The organism is Mitsuaria sp. RG (assembly GCF_028369275.1).
In the GTDB taxonomy this organism is placed as follows: Bacteria; Pseudomonadota; Gammaproteobacteria; order Pseudomonadales; family Pseudomonadaceae; genus Aquipseudomonas; species Aquipseudomonas peradeniyensis.
In genome coordinates, this window is sequence record NZ_JAQMYQ010000001.1 from 68,338 (window position 1) to 89,708 (window position 21,371).

The 21,371-nt window shown below is 65.4% G+C and carries 23 protein-coding genes; 15 read left to right on the plus strand and 8 right to left on the minus strand.

What is annotated here, in order from left to right; genetic code table 11:
* The first annotated feature begins 27 nt into the window (after positions 1 to 27).
* The 9 genes from POF53_RS00300 to POF53_RS00340 all read left to right on the plus strand — a co-directional run bounded on the left by POF53_RS00300 (position 28) and on the right by POF53_RS00340 (position 7,551).
* Positions 28 to 750, plus strand: a complete 723-nt coding sequence (locus POF53_RS00300) for a MotA/TolQ/ExbB proton channel family protein (RefSeq protein WP_028688527.1) — start codon at positions 28 to 30, stop codon at positions 748 to 750.
* A gap of 1 nt (position 751) precedes the next feature.
* Positions 752 to 1,153, plus strand: a complete 402-nt coding sequence (locus POF53_RS00305; RefSeq protein WP_028688526.1) for an ExbD/TolR family protein — start codon at positions 752 to 754, stop codon at positions 1,151 to 1,153.
* A 341-nt stretch (positions 1,154 to 1,494) separates the two neighbouring features.
* Positions 1,495 to 2,076 (plus strand): alpha/beta hydrolase, encoded by a 582-nt coding sequence (locus POF53_RS00310; protein ID WP_203649611.1) that lies wholly within the window; start codon positions 1,495 to 1,497, stop codon positions 2,074 to 2,076.
* Between the two features lie 63 nt (positions 2,077 to 2,139).
* Positions 2,140 to 3,087, plus strand: coding sequence for a sigma 54-interacting transcriptional regulator (locus POF53_RS00315; protein WP_498965812.1), 948 nt, complete (start codon positions 2,140 to 2,142; stop codon positions 3,085 to 3,087).
* A 180-nt stretch (positions 3,088 to 3,267) separates the two neighbouring features.
* Entirely contained in the window at positions 3,268 to 4,053 is a 786-nt protein-coding gene (locus POF53_RS00320) for a MetQ/NlpA family ABC transporter substrate-binding protein (protein WP_498965814.1), read from the plus strand.
* Between the two features lie 553 nt (positions 4,054 to 4,606).
* Positions 4,607 to 5,272 (plus strand): amino acid ABC transporter permease, encoded by a 666-nt coding sequence (locus tag POF53_RS00325; protein WP_498965816.1) that lies wholly within the window; start codon positions 4,607 to 4,609, stop codon positions 5,270 to 5,272.
* Entirely contained in the window at positions 5,253 to 5,912 is a 660-nt protein-coding gene (locus POF53_RS00330) for an amino acid ABC transporter permease (RefSeq protein WP_232855000.1), read from the plus strand. The genes POF53_RS00325 and POF53_RS00330 overlap by 20 nt, the downstream gene beginning before the upstream one ends.
* Positions 5,909 to 6,682, plus strand: coding sequence for an amino acid ABC transporter ATP-binding protein (locus POF53_RS00335; protein ID WP_232855001.1), 774 nt, complete (start codon positions 5,909 to 5,911; stop codon positions 6,680 to 6,682). Before POF53_RS00330 ends, POF53_RS00335 begins: the two co-directional genes overlap by 4 nt.
* Complete coding sequence (locus POF53_RS00340) at positions 6,679 to 7,551, plus strand: transporter substrate-binding domain-containing protein (RefSeq protein WP_234560618.1); 873 nt, start codon at positions 6,679 to 6,681, stop codon at positions 7,549 to 7,551. Before POF53_RS00335 ends, POF53_RS00340 begins: the two co-directional genes overlap by 4 nt.
* 207 nt (positions 7,552 to 7,758) lie before the next feature.
* Here the strand turns inward: POF53_RS00340 and POF53_RS00345 are convergent, their stop codons facing one another.
* A complete protein-coding gene (locus POF53_RS00345) occupies positions 7,759 to 10,125 on the minus strand; it encodes a penicillin acylase family protein (protein ID WP_498965820.1) in 2,367 nt (788 codons plus the stop codon).
* An 88-nt stretch (positions 10,126 to 10,213) separates the two neighbouring features.
* Between POF53_RS00345 and POF53_RS00350 the strand changes: the two genes are divergently transcribed.
* A complete protein-coding gene (locus POF53_RS00350) occupies positions 10,214 to 10,780 on the plus strand; it encodes a sugar O-acetyltransferase (RefSeq protein ID WP_498965822.1) in 567 nt (188 codons plus the stop codon).
* Here the strand turns inward: POF53_RS00350 and POF53_RS00355 are convergent.
* On the minus strand, positions 10,759 to 11,316 hold the full coding sequence (locus tag POF53_RS00355; protein WP_234560620.1) for a DUF6436 domain-containing protein: 558 nt from the start codon (positions 11,314 to 11,316) through the stop codon (positions 10,759 to 10,761). The two genes, POF53_RS00350 and POF53_RS00355, sit on opposite strands and share 22 nt — an antisense overlap.
* Positions 11,317 to 11,508: 192 nt before the next feature.
* Here POF53_RS00355 and bipL point away from each other — a divergent pair, with 192 nt between their 5' ends.
* Complete coding sequence (gene bipL / locus POF53_RS00360; RefSeq protein ID WP_203649631.1) at positions 11,509 to 12,435, plus strand: phospholipase BipL; 927 nt, start codon at positions 11,509 to 11,511, stop codon at positions 12,433 to 12,435.
* Here the strand turns inward: bipL and POF53_RS00365 are convergent, their stop codons facing one another.
* Positions 12,436 to 13,188, minus strand: coding sequence for a DUF2059 domain-containing protein (locus POF53_RS00365; protein WP_203649633.1), 753 nt, complete (start codon positions 13,186 to 13,188; stop codon positions 12,436 to 12,438). It abuts the gene before it with no gap.
* A gap of 121 nt (positions 13,189 to 13,309) precedes the next feature.
* Between POF53_RS00365 and POF53_RS00370 the strand changes: the two genes are divergently transcribed.
* Together POF53_RS00370 and POF53_RS00375 are read left to right on the plus strand one after the other, a co-directional pair.
* On the plus strand, positions 13,310 to 13,933 hold the full coding sequence (locus POF53_RS00370) for a 2OG-Fe(II) oxygenase (RefSeq protein ID WP_232855005.1): 624 nt from the start codon (positions 13,310 to 13,312) through the stop codon (positions 13,931 to 13,933).
* Entirely contained in the window at positions 13,920 to 14,417 is a 498-nt protein-coding gene (locus POF53_RS00375) for a 2-thiouracil desulfurase family protein (RefSeq protein WP_498965825.1), read from the plus strand. Before POF53_RS00370 ends, POF53_RS00375 begins: the two co-directional genes overlap by 14 nt.
* A gap of 76 nt (positions 14,418 to 14,493) precedes the next feature.
* Here the strand turns inward: POF53_RS00375 and POF53_RS00380 are convergent, their stop codons facing one another.
* Positions 14,494 to 14,976, minus strand: coding sequence for a transporter substrate-binding domain-containing protein (locus POF53_RS00380; RefSeq protein ID WP_498965827.1), 483 nt, complete (start codon positions 14,974 to 14,976; stop codon positions 14,494 to 14,496).
* 228 nt (positions 14,977 to 15,204) lie between these two features.
* Between POF53_RS00380 and POF53_RS00385 the strand changes: the two genes are divergently transcribed.
* The gene (locus POF53_RS00385) at positions 15,205 to 15,681 is read left to right on the plus strand and encodes a DUF4399 domain-containing protein (protein WP_203649642.1); all 477 of its coding nucleotides are present in this window, start codon (positions 15,205 to 15,207) and stop codon (positions 15,679 to 15,681) included.
* A gap of 58 nt (positions 15,682 to 15,739) precedes the next feature.
* Here the strand turns inward: POF53_RS00385 and POF53_RS00390 are convergent, their stop codons facing one another.
* Positions 15,740 to 16,609, minus strand: coding sequence for a LysR family transcriptional regulator (locus tag POF53_RS00390; protein WP_203649644.1), 870 nt, complete (start codon positions 16,607 to 16,609; stop codon positions 15,740 to 15,742).
* A gap of 32 nt (positions 16,610 to 16,641) precedes the next feature.
* On the minus strand, positions 16,642 to 18,933 hold the full coding sequence (locus POF53_RS00395; protein WP_498965830.1) for a heavy metal translocating P-type ATPase: 2,292 nt from the start codon (positions 18,931 to 18,933) through the stop codon (positions 16,642 to 16,644).
* Between the two features lie 51 nt (positions 18,934 to 18,984).
* On the opposite strand from POF53_RS00395, the gene cadR reads away from it, so the two are divergent.
* A complete protein-coding gene (cadR, locus tag POF53_RS00400; RefSeq protein WP_475860017.1) occupies positions 18,985 to 19,428 on the plus strand; it encodes a cadmium resistance transcriptional regulator CadR in 444 nt (147 codons plus the stop codon).
* Between the two features lie 105 nt (positions 19,429 to 19,533).
* Here the strand turns inward: cadR and POF53_RS00405 are convergent, their stop codons facing one another.
* The gene (locus POF53_RS00405; RefSeq protein ID WP_232855009.1) at positions 19,534 to 20,505 is read right to left on the minus strand and encodes a thymidylate synthase; all 972 of its coding nucleotides are present in this window, start codon (positions 20,503 to 20,505) and stop codon (positions 19,534 to 19,536) included.
* Positions 20,506 to 20,552: 47 nt separating this feature from the next.
* Positions 20,553 to 21,362, minus strand: coding sequence for a prolipoprotein diacylglyceryl transferase (gene lgt / locus POF53_RS00410; protein WP_186732418.1), 810 nt, complete (start codon positions 21,360 to 21,362; stop codon positions 20,553 to 20,555).
* Between the last annotated feature and the right edge of the window lie 9 nt (positions 21,363 to 21,371).

Here is a 21,371-nt window from a genome sequence, read left to right on the forward strand (position 1 = left end):
GCGACCGCATACAGGAAGGACTTCATCATGAGCTTGTTGGCATCCCCCCTCGAATCCGTTGAAAGCGCGGTCATCTGGCTGCTGGTCGGCTTCTCCGTCGCCACCTGGGCACTGGCCCTGGTCAAGGTCGTGCAGTTCGTGCGCCTGAAGAACCAGGACAAACGCTTCCACCAGCAGTTCTGGGCCGCGTCCAGCCTCGACTCCGCCGCCGAGCCCGCCCACGATCTGCCCGGCCCGGCTGCCCGTGTCGCCCAGGCGGGCTTTGCGGCGATCGCGGTTGGCGAGCCAGGCCAGGCCAGTGATCTCAGCCAGGCCATCAACCACCAGGATCGCCTGGAGCGCGCCCTGCGCCAGCAGATCGTCCGCGAGCGCCGTTCGCTGGAGACCGGCCTGGCAGTGGTGGCCAGTATCGGCAGCACCTCGCCGTTCATCGGCCTGTTCGGCACCGTGTGGGGCATCATGGAGGCGCTCAAGGGCATCAGCGCGGCGGGCTCGGCGAGCCTGGAAACCGTGGCCGGCCCGATCGGCGCGGCGCTGGTCGCCACCGGCGTGGGTATCGCCGTCGCGGTGCCGGCGGTGCTGGTCTACAACTACTTCCTCCGTCGCCTGAAGCTGACTGCGGCGGACCTCGACGACTTCGCCCACGATTTCTACAGCCTGGCGCAGAAGAGTGCCTTCCGCGTGCTGGTGCACCCGGCGGTGCAGCGCCAGCACACCGGCTTCACCCAGCCTGTGAAGGAGGCCTCCTGACATGGCCTTCTCGACCCAGGACAGCGATGAAGTGTTGAGTGAAATCAACGTCACGCCATTGGTGGACGTCATGCTGGTGCTGTTGGTGGTGTTCATCGTCACCGCGCCGTTGCTGACCAATGCCATCCCGATCAACCTGCCCAAGACCGAGGCCGTGGCCCCGGTCGAGCAGAAGGACCCGCTGGTGGTGAGCATCGACGGCAGCGGCAAGCTGTTCATCAACAAGGACGAGATCCAGCCCGACTTGCTGGAGACCAACCTCAAGGCTGCCAAGGACAAGGACGCCGAGCTGCGTGTGCAGCTGCAGGCCGACGATGGTGTGAACTACGGCGAGGTCGCCCGGGCGATGGCGGCGATCGAGCGTGCCGGGATCAGCAAGCTGGCGGTGATCACCGCCCGCTGACCGGCGATACCCTCTTCAGGCAAGTGCTTAGGGGCCATTTTCCTTGGCAGGGGATGGCCCTTTTTTTATGCCCGCTGAAAGCCATGCATACCCCTGTAGGAGCGGCCTTGTGCCGCGAAAGGGCCGCAAAGCGGCCCCAATGTATTGGCGACATGCACAGATCGCGGGGCCGCTACGCAGCCCTTTCGCGGCACAAGGCCGCTCCTACAGGGGAGAGGCGCAGGGTTCGAACACTGCGGCTTTGAATTTATAGTTATTAATAAATAGCTTCTTATTCCTTTACGAATATAACCCCCTCCCTATACTTGCACCCAAGCACGCAAACTTCCGGAGGCGTCCCCATGCGCAATGAGTCGATTCGTTACCTGATTGTGCCGGGCTGGCAAGGATCGCCAGACAACCATTGGCAGAGTCACTGGCAGCGCAGCCTGCCCAACAGCGCCCGGGTCGAGCAGCATGACTGGCTGACCCCGCAGCGGCGCGACTGGGTCCAGGCGCTGGAGCAGGCGATTGCCGCTGAACGCTCGCCGGTGATTCTCATTGCCCACAGTCTGGGCTGTGTCACGGTCGCCCATTGGGCCGCCCAGGCCAGCCCCGAGCTGCTGCGCCGGGTGCGCGGTGCGCTGCTGGTGGCGCCGGCGGATGTCGAACGGCCGACCTGCGCACCGGCCCTGCGCAACTTCGCGCCGATTCCACTGCAGGCCTTGCCGTTCCCCAGCCAGGTGGTCAGCTCCGACAACGACCCGGCGGTGAGCGTGCCGCGTGCGCTGTACCTGGCCCAGGCCTGGGGCGCCGAGGCCGGGCTGCTGGCCGACGCCGGACATATCAACGTCAAGTCGGGCCATGAGCGTTGGGAACAGGGTTTTGCCTACCTCTACCGCTTGCAGGCCCGTATCGATCAGCGCGCGCTGCGCCGCGCCTGATCCGCCGGTTTTCATCGAACGAATCGAATCCCCGGCCGCCTGCGACCGGGGCGGGAGCATTCCATGACATTCCACACTGCTTTCGGCCAGCCGCTGCTGACCTTCCCCGAACTGGACAAGAGCCCGTTGAGCATCCGCGCCAAGGCGCTGGTGTTCGTCGATCCGCGCTCCCAGTCGCTGCGCCAGGCCTTGGAGCGATTGGCGCCACAACCGCTGCCGGTGCTGATCCGTGGCGAAACCGGCACTGGCAAGGAACTGCTGGCCCGGCAGATCCACCGCGCCAGTGACCGCGGCGGGCTGTTCGTGTCGGTCAACTGCGCGGCCATCAGCCCGACCTACGCCGATGCCGAATTGTTCGGCTACAGCGCCGGCACCCAGGGCGGCACCGCCAGCAGTCGAGCCGGCTGGTTCGGCTCGGCCAACGGCGGCACGCTATACCTGGACGAGATCGCCGACCTGCCCCTGGCGATCCAGGGCAAGCTGCTGGCGGCCCTGGAGAACCGCGAGGTAACCCGGGTCGGCGCCACCCAGCCGCAGGCGGTCGATGTGCGGCTGGTGGCCGCGTCCAGCATCGACCTGGCCCAGGCCGTGCGCGCCGGGCGCTTCAACGAGCGGCTCTACCATTACCTGCACGAGGGTGAACTCGAGCTGCCGGCATTGCGTGATCGGGTCGGCGATATCCTGCCGCTGGCCGAGTACTTCGTCGGCATCTACAGCGTGCGCCTGGATCGGCCGCTGCCCTTGATCAGCGAGGCGGCCCAGCAGGCGCTGGAGGCCCATGCCTGGCCGGGCAATACCCGTGAGCTGGAGAACGTCATCCACTTCGCCCTGCTGGTCAGTGATGGCGAGGAGATCCTTCCCGAGCACCTCGACCTTCCGGATACCGCCCCGCTGGCCAGCCTGGCCCGTCAGCTCGCGCAACTGCGCGCCAGTCGGGAGCCGCAAACCCTGGCCGAACTGCGCGGGCTGCTGGGCGCAGCCTTGGCGCAATTGGGCGAATCCGCGCCGTAGAGGTGTGCCTGGCCGTTCATAAGCAAAGGCGGTGATGGCGATTTGTTTTTGGAATAAGCAGCTAATCAAAAGATATTGTTACGGAATAAAAAATCTCGGTATTGTCCGTTCACGCCCACCCGAACGGATGGGCACCTGACTCGCCATCTGCGATGGCCCAGCTCCAGAACAAGGATCACCATGAAAAAGACCCTGCTGACCACCGCCCTGGCCGCCGCCCTGTCGTTCGCTGGCCTGGCCAATGCCGCCGAGAAACTGGTGGTCGCCGCCACGCCCGTGCCGCATGCCGAAATCCTCGAACTGATCAAGCCGACCCTGGCCAAGGAAGGCGTGGACCTGCAGATCAAGGTCTTCACCGACTACGTCCAGCCTAACGTGCAGGTCGACCAGAAGCGCCTGGATGCCAACTACTTCCAGACCCTGCCGTACCTGAAGAACTTCAACGAAGGCAAGGGCACCCACCTGGAAACCGTGATCGGCGTGCACGTCGAGCCGTTCGGTGGCTACTCGAAGAAGGTCAAGAGCCTGGCCGAGCTGAAGGACGGCGCCACCGTCGCCATCCCCAACGAAGGCAGCAACAGCGGCCGCGCCCTGCTGCTGCTGCAGAAGGCTGGCCTGATCACCCTGAAGGACCCGAAGAACGCCCTGGCCACGCCGAAAGACATCGCCGAGAACCCGAAGAAGCTCAAGTTCCGCGAGCTGGAATCGGCCATGCTGCCGCGTGTGCTGGATCAGGTCGACCTGGACATGATCAACACCAACTACGCCCTCGAAGCTGGCCTGAACCCGGCCAAGGACGCCCTGGTGATCGAAGGCAGCGACTCGCCGTACGTGAACTTCCTGGTCGCCCGCCCGGACAACAAGGACAGCGAGGCCATCCAGAAGCTGGCCAAGGCGCTGACCAGCCCGCAAGTGAAGGCGTTCATCGAGAAGAAGTACAGCGGTGCGGTACTGCCGGCGTTCTGATACGCGGCCTGGTACGAGAAACGCCGACGCATTTTGCGTCGGCGTTTTTGTTTGGGCTGGCTTGATGAGGGGGCGGCAGGTCCGGCCCTAATCGCGGGGCAAGCCCGCTCCCACAGGTGCCTCACATTTGTGAGAACAAGCTGCGTGGGAGCGGGCTTGCCCCGCGATGGCGTCTTCAACGCTGACTGGCCAGCGCCCGGCGCAGTGCCAGGAGCCACAGCAGTTGTTCATTCGAAGCAGGCAAGCAGGGGCTGTTCATCGTTGTCTTCCTTGTTGAATGTGATGGGCCGTGCAAGTCACAGTTTGAAACCCCTTGGAGGGGGATTTGCTCGGAAAGATCCGTGTGTCATGAAGGAAATTTCCGAGCGTAGCGGGGCAGTGATATCGATATGCAATAAAGGTATTTATAAAAATATTTTTATAGCTTTAGAGTCTAGTGATTGTGCTTACCGGCACAGCGCCATTACCCGTGTAACGACGCCGAGCCACCCTCGTGCCGACCCTGGACCTGCCCCATGCCGTACCTTCGTGACCCCGTGTCGAGGCCCCTTCCATGAGCTTCGACACCGCTTTCATGCTTAGTACACTGCCGGCCTTCTTCAAGGCGGTTGGCGTGACCCTGCAGGTCGGGGCGATCGCCATCGCTACCTCGCTGCTGGTGGCCCTGCTCAACGCGACGATCCTGGTGCTGCGCACGCCGTACCTGTGGCGCCTGGTCAAGGGCTACGTGGAACTGGCCCGCAACACACCGCTGCTGATCCAGCTGTTCTTCGTCTATTTCGCCTTGCCCGGCCTGGGCGTGAAAGTGTCGGGCTTTGCCGCCGCGATCATCACCATGACCTTCATGGGCGGTGCCTATCTCACCGAGGTGCTGCGCGCCGGGGTCGAGGCCGTGCCGCGGGCGCAGCTGGAGTCCGGACGCTCCATAGGGCTCTCCGAGGGCCAGTTGCTGCGCCATGTGATCCTGCCCCAGGCCGGCATCCTCAGCCTGCCGGCGCTGTTCGCCAACTTCGTGTTCCTGCTCAAGGAGACCACCGTGGTGTCGGCGGTGGCGGTGCCGGAGATCCTCTACACCACCAAGAACTACATCGCCCTGTACTACAAGACCTACGAAATGCTCGCCGTGCTGACCCTGCTCTGCGTGCTGATCTTCCTGCCGCTGTCGCTGCTGCTGCGCTACCTGGAACGGAGGCTGCAACATGGCCAGTTCGGGAATTGAGCTGTTGCTGGTTTCGCTGCCGCAACTGGCCACGGGCGCCTGGCAGACCCTGGCGATCTCGGCCCTGGGCATCCTGTTCGCCACCTTGGGCGGCGTGCTCTACGGCGTGCTGGCAACCCTCGGCAACCGTTGGCTGAACATCCTGCTGCAGGTGTACCTGGAACTGTTCCGGGCAATCCCGGTGCTGGTCTGGCTGTACCTGGTGTTCTTCGGCTTGCCGATCTTCTTCGGCCTGAGCATTCCCAGCTTCTGGTGCGCGGTGCTGGTGCTGGGCCTGTGGGGTGCCAGCGAGGTCGGCGAGGTGGTGCGCGGCGCCTTGCAGTCGCTGCCACGCGGGCAGCGTGAGGCGGGGTTGTCGATCGGCCTTGGCGGCTGGCAGCTGTATGGCTACGTGCTGCTGCCCCAGGCGCTCAAGCGCATGACCCCGCCGACCATCAACATCTACACGCGGATCATCAAGACCAGCTCGCTGGCGGTGCTGATCGGCGTGGTCGAAGTGATCAAGGCGGGGCAGCAGATCATCGAGCGCACCTACGAATCGGTGCTGATCTACGGCGCACTGTTGTTGTTCTTCTTTCTTGTCTGCTATCCGCTGTCGGCCGCTTCCCGCGTGCTGGAGCGTCGCTGGGCCCACGCATGAATCCATTGATCGAATTCCAAGGCTTCAACAAGTTCTTCGGCCAGCACCAGGTGCTCGCGGACGTCGACCTCAAGGTCCAGGCCGGCGAGGTGGTGGTGATTCTCGGCCCCAGCGGCTGCGGCAAGAGCACCCTGCTGCGCTGCCTCAACGGCCTGGAGGAGGCCCAGGGCGGCAGCCTGCGCCTCGACGGCCAGGAGCTGCTCGGCCCCGACACCGACTGGCGCCAGGTGCGCCAGCGGGTCGGCATGGTGTTCCAGAGCTACCACCTGTTCGGCCACATGAGCGTGATCGACAACCTGCTGCTGGGCCCGCTGAAGGTGCAGAAGCGCGAACGCCGCGAGGCCCAGGCCCAGGCCGAGGCGCTGTTGGCCCGGGTAGGCCTGCTGGACAAGCGCGACGCCTTTCCCCGCCAGCTTTCCGGTGGCCAGCAGCAACGCATCGCCATCGTCCGCTCGCTGTGCATGAACCCCCAGGTGATGCTGTTCGACGAGGTCACCGCCGCCCTCGACCCGGAAATGGTCAAGGAAGTGCTGCAGGTGATCCAGGGCCTGGCCCGCGAAGGCATGACCCTGCTCATCGTCACCCACGAAATGGCCTTCGCCCGCGCGGTGGCCGATCGCATCGTGTTCATGGAGGCCGGCAGGATCCTTGAACAGAACCACCCTGAGCGCTTCTTCACCCAACCGCAGACCGCACGCGCGCAGCAGTTCCTGGAGAAATTCTCGTTCGTCGAAAGCCTGCCCAAGACACTGCACAAGGAACTGTCATGAAGACTGCCCCGTTCGCCAAACTGCTCGCTCCACTGCTTGGCCTGGCCCTGCTGGCCGGCTGCAACAAGTCCGAAGACCCGGCCAAGCCCGCCGCGGCCTCGCCGGCCACCAGCTACCTGGAAACCATCAAGGCCCGCGACAAGCTGATCGTCGGCGTGTTCACCGACAAGCCACCGTTCGGCTTCGTCGATGAAAGCGGCCGCTACGTGGGCTTTGACACCGACATCGGCCGCCGCTTCGCCAAGGACCTGCTGGGCGATGAAAGCAAGGTCGAGTTCGTCGCCGTCGAGCCCGCCAGCCGCATTCCGTTCCTGCAGAGCGACAAGGTCGACTTGATCCTCGCCAACATGACCGTCACCCCCGAGCGCAAGGACGCGGTGGACTTCACCAACCCCAACCTGCGCGTGGCGGTGCAGGCCATCGTCGCCGACGGCAGCCCGGTACAGAAGCTCGACGACCTGGCCGACAAGACCATCATCGTCACCACCGGCACCACCGCCGATATCTGGCTGACCAAGAATCACCCGGACTGGAAGCTGCTCAAGTTCGAGAAGAACACCGAGTCGCTGGCCGCCCTGGCCAATGGTCGTGGCGATGCCTATGCCCAGGACAACCTGATCCTGTTCAGCTGGGCCAAGCAGAACCCGGGCTACCGCGTGCTGCCGCAGCTGCTGGGCGACGAGGCGCCGATTGCTCCGGCAGTGAAGAAGGGCAACACCGAGCTGCGTGACTGGGTGAACAGCGAGCTGGCCAAGCTGGGCGAGGAGAAATTCCTGCTCAAGCTGTACGACCAGTACGTGCGCAAGGAACTGAGCGACGACACTAAGCCTGAGAGCGTCATCGTCGAAGGCGGCAAGTGGCAGGGTTGAGCCTCGTCTGCTGATCGCGGGACAAGCCCGCTCCCACAACTGGCAAAGGTCAAGCGTGGGAGCGGGCTTTCCCCCACAGGTGGCAAAGGTCACGCGTGGGAATGGGCTTGCCCCCACAGGTGGCAAAGGTCATGCGTGGGAGCGGGCTTGCCCCCACAGGTGGCAAAGGTCGTACGTGGGAGCGGGCTTGCCCCGCGATGGGGTGAATCAATTACCCGGCACTAGCCGCAACGTACTCTGCGCCGGAATCACCCCCATCCGCGCCTTGTGATAGCGCCCCTCGATATAGTCCTCGGCCTGATCGCCGTAATGCCGGTCGAACGGCACGCCACTCTGCCCTACCGGGTTGATGGTCAGCGCGGCGCCTGCGTCGGCAAAGTCGATCACCCGGCGGGTTGAAGGCCCATAGGTGACCGGCCAGGGCGCCGGGCCGATCTTCGCCGACAGGTTGTTCGGCACCTCGTGGGTGCCGGGGGCGGCGAACGGGCCGACATTGAACAGCAGGTTGAGCGGCTTCTTCACCCCCAGCGGATGGTTGTGGGTGAGGGTGTGGGCCTTGCCCCATTGCCAGCTGGCCGGATCCTTGCCGAACGTCTCGCGCAGGTGCTTGAGGCTGCGTTGCCAGGCCTGGCGCACGATGGCGCCACGGTCGGTGCGTTCGCTGGCGCCGCGCTGGTTCCACCAGGGCGATGTCGGGTCCGCGGCAAGGCGCGGCAGGGCGGCGTCGATGGCGCGGGTGCTGATCAGCACCGGGAACCAGGTGTCGCCCAGCTCGTCGTGCAGGGCGGCGAACGCCAGTTCGTAGAGGAACTGGTTGAACAGCGTGGCACTGGTGGAGTCCAGCGGATAATCACCGCGCCAGGCAGCCAACTGCTCGACCAGCTCCTTCTCCTCGTCGCCCTGGGCGATATTGCGCAAGGTGCCGAGCAGCGGCGCCAGGGTGCGCGGGCCATAGTCGGTGCTGGTGTCCAGTTGCAGGGCCTGGCTGTTCTGGGTGTCCCACTTGATGTCCGGGTCGCTCAACTGGCGATCGAGCTGACGACCGCGATCGGCCAGGTTGTAGTAGCCGGGCACGGGGATTGCGCCGGGTGGCTGGTAGTTGGCCGAGACGATGTAGCCGCTGGCCGGATTCTCCTGCTGCGGATTGGCGCTGAACGGGTAGAAGCCCGGCTTGGTGGCCTGGCCGCTGGCGCCATCGAGAATGAACGCCGGGTTGACGCCGTCCGGGCGGATCGGCAGGCGCGCCGCTGCCCACCAGCCAATGTCACCCCGGGCGTTGGCCCATACCAGGTTCAATCCAGGCGCCTGGACCTTGGCCGCCGCCTCGCGCATCTTGCCCAGGGTGTCGGCGCGGTTGATCTGGTAGAAGCCTTCGAGGATCGGGTTGTCGGTTTCCAGGAACGCCCACCACATGGCGATGGGCGTCGGGCCTGCGGTATCGCCGAGCACGCTGTTGACGATCGGGCCGTGGGGCGAGCGGCGCAGAGTGATGCTGGCAGGTTCCGCGCCCTTGACCGCGATCTTCTGCTCGGTCTTTTCCAGTGGCTGCCAGCGGCCATCGACCATCACCTGCTCGGGGTCCTGCGGATGGGTCCGCTCCGCAACCAGGTCGACGTCGTCGTTCTGGAACATGGTCAGGCTCCAGCCGAAGTCGCGATTGTGGCCGAGCAGGGCGAACGGGTTGAGTGCCTGGAAGTAGCCATACAGGTTGAACCCCGGCGCCGACAGCTCCGCCTCGTACCAGATTGCCGGCACGGCAAAGCTGATATGCGGGTCGCCCGCCAGCAGCGGCCGGCCACTGCGGGTGCGACTGCCGGCCACGGCCCAGGCGTTGCTGCCTTCGAACTGCGGGATGCCGGCGTCGCCCAGGGCGTCGTGGCTCAGCCGCGCCAGCTGCTCGAGGCTGCGCCAGTCGGCGGCGGCCAGGGGCGTGGCCACGGCGCCGTCGGGCTGCCAGTCGAGGTCGAAGATCTTCAGGTATTCGGGGCCGAGCTGGTCGCGGATGTAGGTCAGCGCAGGGTCGGTACGGAATGCTGCGGCGAAGCTGTAGGCGAGGTAGCCGGCGATGCTCAGGGTGTCCTCGGCGGTGAAGGGGCGTGGCGGGATGCCGAGCAGGTCGAACTCCATCGGTTTGGGGTGGCCGGCCTGCCACTGGTTGATGCCGTCCAGGTACGCCTGCAGCGCCTGCCAGGCCGGCGACTGGCGGTCCTGGCGCTGCGCCATCAGGGCCGCCTGGTCGCGGATGCGCAGGCTGCGGAACAGGGTGTCGGTGGGCAGCAGCTTGTCGCCCAGCACTTCGGCCAGTTCACCGCGGGCCAGGCGGCGCATGATCTCCATCTGGAACAGGCGGTCCTGGGCATGCACGTAGCCCAGGGCGCGGTACAGGTCCTGCTCGTTCTGCGCTTGGAGGTGGGGTACGCCACGGGCATCGAAGCGCACGCTGACCGGCGCCTGCAATCCGCCGATGGCCACCTCGCCGTCACGTTGCGGTTGCTTGTCCCGCACGTACCAGTAACCGGTGCCTGCGGCGGCCACGGCGATCACCACCGCCAGCAAGGTCAGGCTGCGCTTCATCGAGACTCCTTGTGCACTCGAACGAGAAAATGTGGTCCGATCATCGGCGGATTCGCGAACTGAGCATAGTCCCCTGGAAGGAGTTTCCATGTCCCTCAGCGAAAAACAGAAAATGCTGGCAGGCCAGCTCTACCATGCCGGCTGCCCCGAGCTGCAAGCCGAACAGGCGGCCAATCGGCAGTGGATGCACCGCTACAACGCCAGCGTCGAGCAACCTAATGAGGCGCGCCATGATTTGTTGACGGCGCATTTCGCCAGCGTGGGCGAAGGGGTGGTGATCCGACCGCCGTTCCACTGCGACTACGGCTACAACATCAGCGTGGGCGCCAACACTTTCATGAATTTCAACTGCGTGATCCTCGACGTGCTGCCAGTGCGCATCGGTGCCGATTGCCAGATTGCTCCGTCGGTGCAGATCTATACCGCCGACCATCCGTTGGATCATGAGTTGCGCCGTAGCGGTCTAGAAAGCGGGCGTCCCGTGACCATCGGCGACAATGTATGGATCGGTGGCGGGGCGATTATCCTGCCGGGGGTGACTATCGGCGACAATGCGGTGGTGGGCGCCGGCAGTGTGGTAACCCGCGATGTGCCGGCGGGGGCGGTGGTGGTGGGCAATCCGGCGCGGGTGCGTCAGCCGGCCCAGGGGCAATAGCAGCCGACGGCCAGGGTATTGGATGCCTGCACCCGGCGGCCTTCATTTAGCGCCGTGAGGATCGGCTCGATGAAACTGTTACTGGAGTTGCACACCGCGCCTTCGCTGTAGGGGCCGAAGTAGGCGAGGTTACCGTCGCGGTCCCAGATCGCCACGGCGGGGGTGGCTGGCAGCTGCTCGCTGCCGGGCAGGCTGGCCAGGGGCTTGAGCGCGGCGAGGTTGGCCGGCAACTGGCCGTGGCTGCCGGGGCGCTGCAGAACATGGAAGCTGACGCCCTGCGGCGCGAAGTGCTCGACCAGTTCGCCCAGGTGCTGCTGGTTGCCGACGTTGCAGGGGCAGGCCGGGTCCCAGAAGTGCACCACGCGGATCGGGCCTGGACCTGCCAGTTCGGGGGGCAGGCTCAGCTGGCTGCCGTCGAAGAAGGTGGTCTGGTTGTCGAAGGTGCGCAGGTAGCGGGACTGGAAGCTGTCGTAGGCCCACCAGAGGGCGGTGGCGCAGAGCAGCAGTACAAGGAGTGTGAGAAGTCGCTTCGCCATGGGGGCCTTGGCGCGATTTGCGTGGGAGCGGGCTTGCCCCGCGATGGCGCCTGTGAGTCTGGCGCTGCCATCGCGGGGCAAGCCCGCTCCCACGAGGTCGCATTGTTCGTCGGAGGGAGGGGCCAAGCTTGCCATGACGCAGCCCAGAGCTGAATATCGCAGATCAATACTTGCTGCACACTGGATGTACCGATGCCCGCCAGCTTCAATCCCGACCCGCTGCGTACCAGCCTGTCGCCCCTCGTCGATCGCCAGCCATTGTCCGCCCAGGGCCAGGCCTACCAGCGCTTCTACGGCCTGGATCTGCCCGCGCGCAGTTGGCTGGGCGGCTTCCAGGTGGCGGGTTTCGATCTGGTCGGGCAGCTCTGGCTGCCGGAGCAACCGGTGGCGACATTGTTCCTGCTGCACGGCTACTACGATCACATGGGCCTGTACCGGCATGTGATCGCGTGGGCATTGGGCCAGGGCTACGCGGTGATCGGTTGCGACCTGCCCGGCCATGGCCTGTCCAGCGGCGAGCGGGCCAGCATCGATGATTTCGGCATCTACCAGCAGGTGCTCGATGCGCTGTTCGAGCAGGCCCGTCTGCTGGAACTGCCGCGACCCTGGCATCTGTGTGGACAGAGCACCGGCGGGGCGATCGCGGTTGATCACCTGTTGCATCAGGGCGAGCGCAGCCCGGTCGACGGCCAGGTGATCCTGCTGGCGCCCCTGGTGCGCCCGCGTGCCTGGCACTGGTCGAAACTGAGCTATCGGGTGCTGCGCCACTTCGTCAACGGCATCGAGCGGCGCTTCAGCGAGAACACCAACGACCCGGCCTTCCTGCCCTTCCTCGAGGCCGATCCGCTGCAGCCACGGCGCCTGCCGACCGCCTGGGTCGGGGCGCTGATGAAGTGGGTCCGGCGTATCGAAGCTGCGCCGCGCAGCACACGCCAGCCCCTGATCGTGCAGGGCGAGGCGGACGGCACGGTGGACTGGCCCTACAACCTCAAGGTGCTCAAGGCCAAGTTCGCCGAGCCGCAGATCCTCATGCTGCCCGAGGCGCGGCATCACCTGGCCAACGAGCTGCCCGGCATTCGCCAGCGCTACTTCGACTTCATCGGCCAGCGCCTGGGCTGATCACTTCAGCTCGGCGGCGTTCTGGCCCACGGCCAGGGCTGCGCGTACCGCGGCCACTGCCGCCTTGTAGTAGGCCTGGCCGTCGGTGGACTCGGCGAAGGTGGCAAATTGCTCCAGCTCGGCGTCCGACAGGTCGCGATAGACGTACAGCAGGGTGTTGTTCAGGTCTTCGCCAACCTGGTTCATCAGGCGTTGGCGCTGGCCATCGAGCAGATTCTGCGCCTGGCCGCCGCCGAACAGGCCGGGCAGCATCGAACTCAGGCTGTCGGCCGCCACCCCGGCGATTGCCAGGCTGACCTCGGCGCCGGCTTCGCGGGCCGGCAGGGCCTGGGCCAGGTGGCCGACGATCAGCAGGCGGTTGTCGCTGGCCTGGACCTTCGGCAGGCCCTTGGCGTTTTTCGCCAGCTGGTCCTTGCGCGTGGCCAGCAGTTCGGCGGCCACCACCTTGCGCCCCAGTGGCGACTGGAAAAACGCCAGGGCCGGCGAGGGATTCGCCAGGTTGGCGCGCAGCTGCGCCTGGGCCCGGCGATCCATGGCCTGGGCCTGGAAGCGCTGGTTGCTGTTGTTGACCAGCGCCTGGTAGACGGCAGGCGGCAGGCTGTTGCGGTAGCGCTGCTGGGCGGCGCTCACGGCATCGTTGAAATGGGCGCGCTGGTCGGGCCAGCCGGCGGCCTTGTACAGCTGATCGAGACTGTCTGCCCAGACAGGCATGGTGCAGATCATCAGCAGAAGCAGGGAAAACAGACGGCGCATTCAGGACTCCTGTCGGCAGGCCGCTATTGTCCTAGGCGTGGCGGGGCTTTGTCGAGTCGCCAGCGGCGCTTCCTGACCAAGTGGCGCTGTGCGAGCGATTGCCGAATGGCTATGATGCGCCATGCACACTCCTTTCGAACATCCGCTGCTGTCGACGATCGTCGACGACCTGGCCACCCGTGGCTGGTCGCAGCAACCTCTCTTCCTGCCCGACGAGCTGTCGCGCGCGCTGGCGGCCGAATGCCGTCGCCGTCACGCCGAAGGCGAGCTCAACCCTGCCAGCATTGGTCGCGGTGCCGCGCAGGAGATCCGCGAGGCGATCCGTGGCGACCAGATCCAGTGGCTCGACCCCGGCGAGTCGGCGGTCTGCGACCGCTACCTGGGCGCGATGGACAGCTTGCGCCAGGCCATCAACCAGGGATTGTTCCTGGGGCTGGAGGACTTCGAGTGCCATTTTGCCCTGTATCCGCCGGGGGCTTTCTACAAGCGTCATCTCGACCGTTTCCGTGACGACGACCGGCGCATGGTGTCGGCCGTGTTCTACCTCAATGAAGGCTGGCAGCCGGAGGATGGCGGGCAGCTGCGGATGTTCCTGCAGGACGGTGTCGAACACGACGTGCAGCCGGTGGCGGGCAGCCTGGTGGTGTTCCTGTCGGGTGAAGTGCCGCACGAAGTGCTCCCGGCCGGGCGTGAGCGCCTGTCGTTGACCGGCTGGTTCCGGCGCCGTGGCAATGACCCGTTCTGAGCGGCCGAAGGTGCTGGTCAGCGCCTGCCTGCTGGGCCAGCCGGTGCGCTATGACGGACGTGCCAGCGGCCATCCCGACGTGTTGCAGCGCTGGCAGGCCGAAGGCCGGGTGGTGCCGCTGTGCCCGGAGGTGGCCGGTGGCTTGCCGACGCCGCGCCCGCCTGCGGAAATTCCGGGCGGGCAGGGCGGCCAGGTCCTGGATGGGCAGGCGCGGGTAGTGACGGTGTCCGGCGACGATGTCAGCGAGGCGTTTCTGGCGGGGGCCCGACTGGCGCTGGAGCTGGTGCGTCGGCATGGCATCCGTGTGGCGGTGCTCAAGTCCGGCAGCCCGTCGTGTGGCAACCTGCAGACCTATGACGGCAGCTTCAGCGGTGTGAAGGTGGCGGGGGAAGGGGTGACCACAGCCTTGCTGCGTCGCGAAGGGGTGCTCGTGTTCAGCGAACTGGAGCTGGAAGACGCGCAGCGAGCGTTGGCCAAGGTCTGATCGCGGGGCAAGCCCGCTCCCACGCGATGGTGACCATGACGGCAGCGTGGGAGCGGGCTTGCCCCGCGATGCGGTGTTACTGTCCGGTGGTCGCCTGCTTGGTGCCCTTGAACCATTTGCCTTCCAGGTCGGCCAGACGGCCATCATCCTCGATCCGCTGCAGGGCATTGTTCACCGCCGTCTCGAAAGCTGGATTGCCCTTCTGGTAAGGGATCACCAGTTTCTGGCTGGCCAGGGCCCGAATGGCGTCAAGCTTGTCGCTCAGTTCGATGTCCTGCTTGTTGAAGGTCATATCGAACCTGCCACTCTCCACCCCGGGCAGAACCTCTTCGGCGGCGATCTCGACGAACTCGGCCCGCACATCCAGCTCCTTGGCCAGGGCCTGGCCCAACTCGATCTCGAAGCCGGTCAGGTGTTCGTTCTCCTTGAACGCATAGGGTGGCGCGTCGCCAAGCACGGCGATGCGCAGTTCGCCACGGTCGTTGATTTCGTCGATCAGTTCGGCCTGGGCCAGTGGGCTGAACAGTACCGCCAGCAGAATGCCAATGGTCAAACGCATGAGTGCCCCTTTCTTGTTCGGCAGATGAAGTGCATTCGCCGTGGCTTTCTCGTCTGCCCCGGTCGAACGCAGCCTATGACCTCCAGGTCGCGGCAAGGTTTTCTTCTGCCCTGAAATATTTCTGTCCCTGTTTTTGAACCTCTGCCGGCCGAGCTGGACTATGGTGAAGTACCGCCGTACTTCGTTTAAGTGATAGCGGTCAATTGAAGTGAATCACAGGAGAAGTGAATGAAAAGCCTATTTTCGCGTGCTGCCGTCGCCGGTCTGCTGATGGGGGCGTCGGTGTTCGCCAGTGCCGCGGATGCCCTGAAGAGCGAGCAGCCACCGGAAGGCGCCAAGGTCTTCATCGTTTCGCCCGCCGACGGGGCCACGGTCGACAAGACCTTCACCGTCAAGTTCGGCATCGAAGGCATGGACCTCAAGCCTGCGGGTGACCAGACCCCGCACTCTGGCCATCACCACCTGCTGGTGGACGTGGACAAGGCCCCCCTGGCCGACCAGCCGCTGCCCACCAGCCTGATGCCGGAGAACAACGCGCCGTTGCCGGCAGGTCCGCAAGTGCTGCACTTCGGCAAGGCGCAGACCGAGGCGAGCATCACTCTCACGCCGGGCAAGCACACCCTGCAACTGGTGCTGGGTGACAAGTACCACGTGCCGTTCAAGCCGAGCGTCGAGTCGCAGAAGATCACCGTCAACGTGAAATAACCCACTGCGCCATCGCCGGCAGGCCAGCTTGCCGGCGATGAGGTCATTGCAGGCCGTTTCAGAACTGCGAGCCAACCACTTCCTGCGCCACGCCCAGAAAAGCCGCCGGCAACCGCGCCTGGCGCCGCTCCTTCAGGCAATACAGGTACTCGTGCATCACCGGCGCATCCTCCAGCACCAGCACCCGTAGCTCCGGGTTATGCGGCACCTCGTGGCGGGCAATGATGCTGATGCCGATGTTGCGTAGCACCGCCTCGCGTATTGATTCGCGGCTGCCGATCTCTAGTTGCGCTCCAGCCTTCACGTTGGCCTCCTGCATCATCTGCTCGGTCAGCTTGCGCGTGGTCGAGCCCTGCTCGCGCATCAGCAGGCAATGCCCGGCCACCACGTCGATGGACACCGCCTGACGCTGGGCCAGCGGATGATTGCGGTGCACCGCCACCACCAGCGGGTCGGTGCCCAGCACCCGGCGCACCAGGCGTGCATCGTCGAGCAGTTGCGAGGACGCGGCGATATCCACCCGGTAATCCTCGAGCATCTCCAGCACCTGCTGCGAGTTGCCGATCTCCACCGCCACCTCCACCTGGGGCAGGCGCTCGCGGAAGATCTTCACCAGGTCGAGGATGTAGTAGGGCGCCGTGGCGGCAATGCGCAGGCTGCCCTGGGCCTGGCCGCTGTTGCGCAGCTCGAATTCGATGTCGGCCTCCTGCTGCAGCAGTGCCTTGACCATCGGCAGCAGGCGCACGCCTTCCTCGCTCAGCACCAGGCGCCGGCCTCCGCGGTAGAACAGCTCGACGTTGTACTGACCCTCGAGATTGCGGATCTGCGTGGTCACCGTCGGCTGGCTGAGCCCGAGCTTCTTCGCCGCCAGGGTGATGCTGCCCAGGCGGGCCACCATGTAGAAGGCTTTGAGCTCGGCGCTCAGCATTGTGGATAACCTCTGTTCTGCGCTGCGGGCGCCTATTTGCGCAGCAGGCGCAAGCCGTTGAATACCACCAGCAGGCTCACGCCCATGTCGGCGAACACCGCCATCCACATGGTGGCCATGCCGGCAAAGGTGATCGCCAGGAAGATCGCCTTGATCCCCAGGGCCAGGACGATGTTCTGGGTGAGGATCGCCGCGCTTTGGCGCGACAGCCTGACGAACGCCGGGATTTTGCGCAAGTCATCATCCATCAGCGCCACGTCGGCGGTCTCGATGGCGGTGTCGGTGCCGGCGGCGGCCATGGCGAAGCCGATTTCGGCACGGGCCAGGGCCGGTGCGTCGTTGATGCCGTCTCCGACCATGCCGACCCGGTGGCCCTCGCCGTACAGGCGCTCGATGCTGGCCAGCTTGTCCGCCGGCAGCAGGTTGCCCTCGGCGCGATCGATCCCCACCTGGGCGGCGATGGCCTGGGCGGTGTGGGGATTGTCGCCGGTCAGCATGACAGTCTTGATGCCTAGCGCGTGCAGTTCGGCGATGGCCTGGCGGCTGCTGTCCTTGACCGTATCGGCCACGGCGAACAGCGCCAGCGGGCCGGAGCGGTCGAGCAACAGCACCACGGTCTTGCCCTGGCGCTCCAGCACATCCAATTGCGCCTCGAGCTGCGGGGAGCACAGGCCAAGCTCTTCCACCAGACGATGGTTGCCCAGGTGGTAGGTCTGGCCCTCGATATCACCGCGCACACCGCGACCGGCCAGGGCGGCGAACTCGCTGACCTCGCTCAAGGCCAGGCCCTGGTCCTTGGCGAACAGGGCGATGGCACCGGACACCGGATGGTCGGAGCGGGCAGCCAGGCTGGCGGCCAGGGCCTGGGCCCGACCTTCGAACAGCGGGTCGAGGACCTTGCTGTCGGTCTGCACCGGCTTGCCGTGGGTGATGGTGCCGGTCTTGTCCAGGGCGATGAAGTCCAGCTTGCGCCCGCCTTCGAGGTACACGCCACCCTTGATCAGGATGCCCTTGCGCGCCGCCGCGGCCAGGCCGCTGACGATGGTCACCGGGGTCGAGATCACCAGCGCGCACGGGCAGGCCACCACCAGCAGCACCAGGGCGCGGTAGATCCAGTCGAACCAGGCGCCGGCCATGAACAGCGGTGGGATCACCGCCACGGCCAGGGCCACGGCGAACACCACCGGGGTGTAGATGCGCGAGAACTGGTCGACGAAGCGCTGGGTCGGCGCACGGGCGCCCTGCGCCTCCTCGACCGCCTTGATGATCCGCGCCAGGGTCGACTGGCCGGCGGCGGCGGTGACACGGTACTCCAGCGCGCCGGCCTGGTTGATGGTGCCGGCGAACAGTTTGTCGCCCACAGCCTTCTCGACCGGCAGGCTCTCGCCGGTGATCGGCGCCTGGTCGACGCTGGACTGGCCACTGACCACCTCGCCATCCAGGCCGATACGCTCGCCCGGCCGTACCCGCACCAGGGCACCGATCGGCACCTCGCGCACGTCGAGCTCGCGCCACTGGCCGTCAGCCTGTTGCACGGTGGCCAGGTCCGGCGCCAGTTGCATCAAGCCGCCGATGGCATTGCGCGCACGATCCAGCGAACGCGCCTCGATCAGCTCGGCGATGGTGAACAGCACCATGACCATGGCCGCTTCCGGCCACTGGCCGATCAGCACGGCGCCGGTCACGGCGATGCTCATCAGGGCATTGATGTTGAGGTTGCGGTTCTTCAGGGCGATCCAGCCCTTCTTGTAGGTGCCCAGGCCGCAGCCGAGGATCGCCGCCAATGCCAGGGCGGCAACCACCCACTCCGGCGCCTTGCCGGAGAAGTGCACGATTTCTGCGGCGATCGCCGCGATACCCGACAAGGCCAGCGGCCACCAGCGGGTCTTGGCTGCCTGCGGCGCAACGGCGCTGCCGTCGTCCTCGGCGGCCAGCGGCTCGGCCTTCATGCCCAGGCTGTCGATGGCCCGCTCGATCTCGGCGGTGCCGGCCAGCGTGTGGCGCACGCCGAGCACGCGGTTGATCAGGTTGAACTCCAGTTGCTCGATGCCGGCCAGCTTGCCCAGCTTGTCCTGGATCAGCGTCTGTTCGGTAGGGCAGTCCATGGCCTCGATGCGAAAGCGGCTGAGCTGCGCCTGGGCGCTGGCCTTTTCGGTCAGCTGCACCAGGGCCGGGGCAGCCTTGCTGGAGCAGCAGCTGTGGGCGTGGGGCTCGTGGCCATGCGCGTGGCCATGCTTGTGGTCGGGGCTGACAGGCTGGTTCATGGAATCATCCTTAACTGAGCACTGGCCTCTGCAGTTATCCGCAGAGTGGGTTGTTGCCAAGTGAACACCCTGTAGCCACTATAGGGTCAAGCCCTCTGCCGGAGATTTACCATGAAGATCGGAGAACTGGCCAAGGCCACCGACTGCGCCGTGGAGACCATCCGCTATTACGAACGCGAGCAACTACTGCCCGAGCCCGCCCGCAGCGACGGCAACTATCGGCTCTACACCCAGGCCCATGTCGAACGGCTGACCTTCATCCGCAACTGCCGCACCCTGGACATGACTCTCGATGAAATCCGCAGCCTGTTGGGCCTGCGCGACAGCCCCGACGGCTCATGCGGCAGCGTCAATGCGCTGATCGACGCGCACATCGAGCATGTGCAGGCGAGGATCGACGGGCTGGTGGCGCTGCAGGCGCAACTGGTGGAGTTGCGCCAGCAATGCAATGCGCAGGGGGCGGAGTGCGCGATTCTGCAGCAGCTGGAAACCAATGGGGCGGTGACGGTGCCGGAGATAGAGCATTCCCATGTGGGGCGCAGTCACGGGCATTGATGCCAAAAGCATCGCGGGGCAAGCCCGCTCCCACGCCGGCTGTGTATAACCTGCGTGGGAGCGGGCTTGCCCCGCGATTGCGTCAGCTCAGGCGATGAAGATCTGTCAGACCGCCATCGGCGCCGTCATCGGCGCATGGTGTTCATAACCTTCCAGCCAGAAGTCGCTCGGCTCGATCTTCTCCAGCCACTCCGGCTCGTACCTGCCGGTTTCGGCAAATGCCGGCACGCGGTCGCTGATCACCAGCTTCGGTGCCGCCAGCGGTTCGCGCTTCATCTGCTCGCCCAGCATGTCCAGGTGGTTCTCGTACACATGGGCGTCGCCGATGAAGTAGGTGAACCAGCGCGGGGTGTAGCCGGTCAGGCGGCCGAACAGCGACAGCAGCGCCGCGCCTTCGGTGAGGTTGAAAGGCGTGCCCAGGCCCAGGTCATTGGAGCGGATGTAGAGGGTCAGGGAAATTTCCTTGGTCTCGACATTCGGGTGGAACTGGTACAGCAGGTGGCACGGCGGCAGGGCCATTTCATCCAGTTGGGCGCAGTTCCAGCCGTGGAACAGGATGCGGCGGCTGCCCGGGTCGTTGGCGATGGTGTCCAGGCACTGGCGCACCTGGTCGATGGCCTTGTACAGGATGACGAACGCCTGGCCGTCCTCTTCGTCTTGGGCGATGCGGCGAAAACCTGCCTGCTCGGCCATCTCGATGGCTGCCGGGTTGCTCAGCGGGATGCGCTTGTAGCCCGGCCACTGGCGCCACTGCACGCCGTAGATCTCGCCGAGGTCGTCATGGCCCTGGCGGAACGGGTTGGCCAGCCACTGGGCGTTCTCGTTGGCGTTCTGGTCCCAGACCTTGCAGCCCAGCTCGCGGAACTCGCCGGCGTTCTTCACGCCGCGCAAAAAGCCCACCATCTCGCCGATCGCCGACTTGAACGCCAGCTTGCGCGTGGTGATGGCCGGGAAGCCTTTCTGCAGGTCGAACTTGAGCATGGCGCCCGGCAGGCTGATGGTGCGGATGCCGGTGCGGTTTTCCTGCAGCGTGCCGTTGTCGATGACGTCACGGACCAGATCTAGATACTGTTTCATGGCTTACCTGTAGCAAAAACGGCAGGGAATCACCCCTGCCGTGGAAATCAGACGGTGGCCTTGGCCGACGGTTTACGGTTGTAGGCCCACCAGATCAGGAAGATGCCGCCGACGACCATCGGCACGCAGAGCAACTGACCCATGGTCAACCAGCCGAAGGCGATGTAGCCCAGCTGGGCGTCGGGTACCCGCACGAACTCCACGATGAAGCGGAAGATGCCGTAGAACAGCGCGAACATGCCGGAAACGGCCATGGTCGGGCGCGGCTTGCGCGAGTACAGCCAAAGGATGACAAATAATGCCACACCTTCGAGGGCGAACTGATACAGCTGCGACGGGTGACGCGGCAGCTGGGCCGGGTCGCTGAACGGCGGGAACACCATTGCCCACGGCACGTCGGTGGCCTTGCCCCACAGTTCGGCGTTGATGAAGTTGCCGATACGCCCGGCGCCCAGGCCGATCGGCACCAGCGGCGCGACGAAGTCCATCAGCTCGAAGAACGACTTGTTGTTGCGCTTGCCGAACCACAGCGCGGCCAGCATCACGCCGATGAAACCGCCGTGGAACGACATGCCGCCTTTCCACACTTCGAAGATCAAGGTCGGGTTGGCCAGGTACTGGTGCAGATCGTAGAACAGCACGTAGCCCAGGCGCCCGCCGACGATCACCCCCATCGACAGCCAGAACACCAGGTCGGAGAGTTTCTCGCGGCTCCAGGTCGGGTCGAAGCGGTTCAACCGGCGCGAGGCCAGCAGCCAGGCGCCGCCGATGCCGATCAGGTACATCAGGCCGTACCAGTGGATTTTCAGTGGACCGAGGGCCACGGCCACCGGGTCGATCTGCGGGTAAGGCAGCATTGTCTTTCC

Coding starts and splice junctions, on each gene's coding strand:
- POF53_RS00300 (WP_028688527.1), top strand. CDS start 28: ATGAGCTTGTTGGCATCCCCCCTCGAATCCGTTGAAAGCGCGGTCATC.
- POF53_RS00305 (WP_028688526.1), top strand. CDS start 752: ATGGCCTTCTCGACCCAGGACAGCGATGAAGTGTTGAGTGAAATCAAC.
- POF53_RS00310 (WP_203649611.1), top strand. CDS start 1,495: ATGCGCAATGAGTCGATTCGTTACCTGATTGTGCCGGGCTGGCAAGGA.
- POF53_RS00315 (WP_498965812.1), top strand. CDS start 2,140: ATGACATTCCACACTGCTTTCGGCCAGCCGCTGCTGACCTTCCCCGAA.
- POF53_RS00320 (WP_498965814.1), top strand. CDS start 3,268: ATGAAAAAGACCCTGCTGACCACCGCCCTGGCCGCCGCCCTGTCGTTC.
- POF53_RS00325 (WP_498965816.1), top strand. CDS start 4,607: ATGAGCTTCGACACCGCTTTCATGCTTAGTACACTGCCGGCCTTCTTC.
- POF53_RS00330 (WP_232855000.1), top strand. CDS start 5,253: ATGGCCAGTTCGGGAATTGAGCTGTTGCTGGTTTCGCTGCCGCAACTG.
- POF53_RS00335 (WP_232855001.1), top strand. CDS start 5,909: ATGAATCCATTGATCGAATTCCAAGGCTTCAACAAGTTCTTCGGCCAG.
- POF53_RS00340 (WP_234560618.1), top strand. CDS start 6,679: ATGAAGACTGCCCCGTTCGCCAAACTGCTCGCTCCACTGCTTGGCCTG.
- POF53_RS00345 (WP_498965820.1), bottom strand. CDS start 10,125: ATGAAGCGCAGCCTGACCTTGCTGGCGGTGGTGATCGCCGTGGCCGCC.
- POF53_RS00350 (WP_498965822.1), top strand. CDS start 10,214: ATGTCCCTCAGCGAAAAACAGAAAATGCTGGCAGGCCAGCTCTACCAT.
- POF53_RS00355 (WP_234560620.1), bottom strand. CDS start 11,316: ATGGCGAAGCGACTTCTCACACTCCTTGTACTGCTGCTCTGCGCCACC.
- bipL (WP_203649631.1), top strand. CDS start 11,509: ATGCCCGCCAGCTTCAATCCCGACCCGCTGCGTACCAGCCTGTCGCCC.
- POF53_RS00365 (WP_203649633.1), bottom strand. CDS start 13,188: ATGCGCCGTCTGTTTTCCCTGCTTCTGCTGATGATCTGCACCATGCCT.
- POF53_RS00370 (WP_232855005.1), top strand. CDS start 13,310: ATGCACACTCCTTTCGAACATCCGCTGCTGTCGACGATCGTCGACGAC.
- POF53_RS00375 (WP_498965825.1), top strand. CDS start 13,920: ATGACCCGTTCTGAGCGGCCGAAGGTGCTGGTCAGCGCCTGCCTGCTG.
- POF53_RS00380 (WP_498965827.1), bottom strand. CDS start 14,976: ATGCGTTTGACCATTGGCATTCTGCTGGCGGTACTGTTCAGCCCACTG.
- POF53_RS00385 (WP_203649642.1), top strand. CDS start 15,205: ATGAAAAGCCTATTTTCGCGTGCTGCCGTCGCCGGTCTGCTGATGGGG.
- POF53_RS00390 (WP_203649644.1), bottom strand. CDS start 16,609: ATGCTGAGCGCCGAGCTCAAAGCCTTCTACATGGTGGCCCGCCTGGGC.
- cadR (WP_475860017.1), top strand. CDS start 18,985: ATGAAGATCGGAGAACTGGCCAAGGCCACCGACTGCGCCGTGGAGACC.
- POF53_RS00405 (WP_232855009.1), bottom strand. CDS start 20,505: ATGAAACAGTATCTAGATCTGGTCCGTGACGTCATCGACAACGGCACG.
- lgt (WP_186732418.1), bottom strand. CDS start 21,362: ATGCTGCCTTACCCGCAGATCGACCCGGTGGCCGTGGCCCTCGGTCCA.